Origin of the sequence: Streptomyces bambusae (assembly GCF_019400985.1) — a bacterium.
GTDB lineage: Bacteria > Actinomycetota > Actinomycetes > Streptomycetales > Streptomycetaceae > Streptomyces > Streptomyces bambusae_A.
This window is the reverse complement of the sequence record NZ_WTFF01000672.1, coordinates 1-1,047: the sequence shown is the minus strand read 5'-3', so window position 1 is coordinate 1,047 and position 1,047 is coordinate 1. Positions and strand designations below refer to the sequence as shown.

1 pseudogene is annotated in these 1,047 nt (G+C 80.2%); it reads right to left on the bottom strand.

From position 1 onward, the window contains the following. Positions 1 to 1,047, bottom strand: a pseudogene (locus GPJ59_RS36470) (serine protease); the annotation flags it as partial.

The window sequence follows — 1,047 nt, the reverse complement described above, 5'->3', positions numbered from 1 at the left end:
CGTGCGGGGCGGCGGCCAGGCCGTAGGCGGCGGCCGCGACCCGGCGTTCGGGGCGCTCGTCGTGCGCCCACCGGTCGACGGCCCGGCACACCGCCGAGGGCTCCTCCTCGGCGAGCGAGGCGAGCAGTTCGTCGGCGCGGGGGTGGGCGGCGGTGACGAGGGCCTCGGTGAGGTCGTCCACGGCGCGCCGGCGGTGGGTGTGCAACAGGGCCTGGGCGGCCGTGGCGACGGTGGCTCCGGGCCGGCCCCGCAGCGGCCGGTCGTCGGCGAACCACGCGGTCAGCAGCGGCTGCACCCCCTGCGGGTCGCGGGACAGGCGGCGCCCGGCGGCGTCGAGGTAGCGGTCGCCGGCGGTGGGCGGAGTGGTCTCGCCGGGCTGCGGCGGGGGCGGGTCGGCGGGCAGCAGCCGGCGCAGCAGGTCGAGCCGGGTCGGCTCCGGCAGCCGCAGCCGGTTCCAGAAGGAGCCGCCGAAGCCGCCCGGCCCGCCCGTGCGGGTCAGGTGGCCGGCCAGGCGGTCCAGGACGTCGAGGTGGGGCTGCGCGTCGGGGACGCGCAGCAGGGCCTCGCGCAGCAGCCTGGTCGCCCACCAGCGGCGGTCGGTGTCGGCGCCGTCGTCCTGGGCGGCGTACGTGTCCAGCGCGGCCACCAGCCCCGCGAGGCGGGCGGCGAGGGCGGCGGGCGGCAGCAGGAGCAGTGCTTCGAGGACCGGGCCGATGCGGTGGCGGGGCACCGGCAGGGCGGCGGCGGCTGTGCCGGGGGGCTGGTGGACCAGGGTGTCCAGCGCCGTCGGTACGTCGAGGTGGGCGGCCTGGAGCCAGTCGGAGAGCTCCTCGTGGCCGGGCCGGTAGCCGGCGCCGGTCGGCACGAGCAGCCCTTCTGTCAGGACGGCCGAGGCCCAGCCGGTGCGCCAGGGGAAGAGCTCCTCGAAGGCGGCCCGGTCCAGTTGGCCCTGGCCGGGGCCCAGGCAGCGGCGCGCGGCCTCGTGCAGCCGTCCGGCGACGCGGGCGGCCAGCCGCCGGACGCCGGGGCCGTGGACGGGGGCGGCCC